Here is a 490-nt window from a genome sequence, read left to right on the forward strand (position 1 = left end):
GCACCAGGATCGGCACGTCGCGGCCGGCGTTGATCGCATCGATCGCCGCCTCGTTGGCGCCACTCTTGTCCATCGCGACCTTGTCCGGATCGCCGTTCGCTCCCATGGCCTTGTCGAAGAAGCGCTTCGCCGCAGCCATGTCGCGCTTCGCTGTCAGCAGGAAGTCGACGCTCTTGCCCTGCTTGTCGACAGGGCGGTAGAGGTATTTCCAGACGCCCTTGACCTTGATGTACGTCTCATCCATACGCCAGCTGCCGCCGACCGGACGCTTGTGTTTCCGGGCCATCTTCTCGATGAGCGGCAGGAAACGAATCGCCCAACGGTTGATCGACGAATGGTCGACCGACACGCCGCGCTCTTCCATCATCTCCTCGAGGTGCCGGTAGCTCAGCGGGTAGGCCGCATACCAGCGGATGCAGACCAGGATCACATCGATCGGAAAGCGCATCCCTTTGAAGTTGAGCATGTCGAGTCGTCCTGGGTTCGGGCG

1 protein-coding gene is annotated in these 490 nt (G+C 61.8%); it reads right to left on the reverse strand.

Going from position 1 to position 490, the window contains the following annotated elements; genetic code table 11:
- Window positions 1–466, reverse strand: a 466-nt coding sequence (locus CR105_RS27520; protein ID WP_099794148.1) for an IS6 family transposase, incomplete at its 3' end; no start/stop codon positions are given.
- Window positions 467–490: the final 24 nt, after the last annotated feature.

Origin of the sequence: Massilia eurypsychrophila, from assembly GCF_002760655.1 — a bacterium.
GTDB lineage: Bacteria > Pseudomonadota > Gammaproteobacteria > Burkholderiales > Burkholderiaceae_D > JAFCUW01.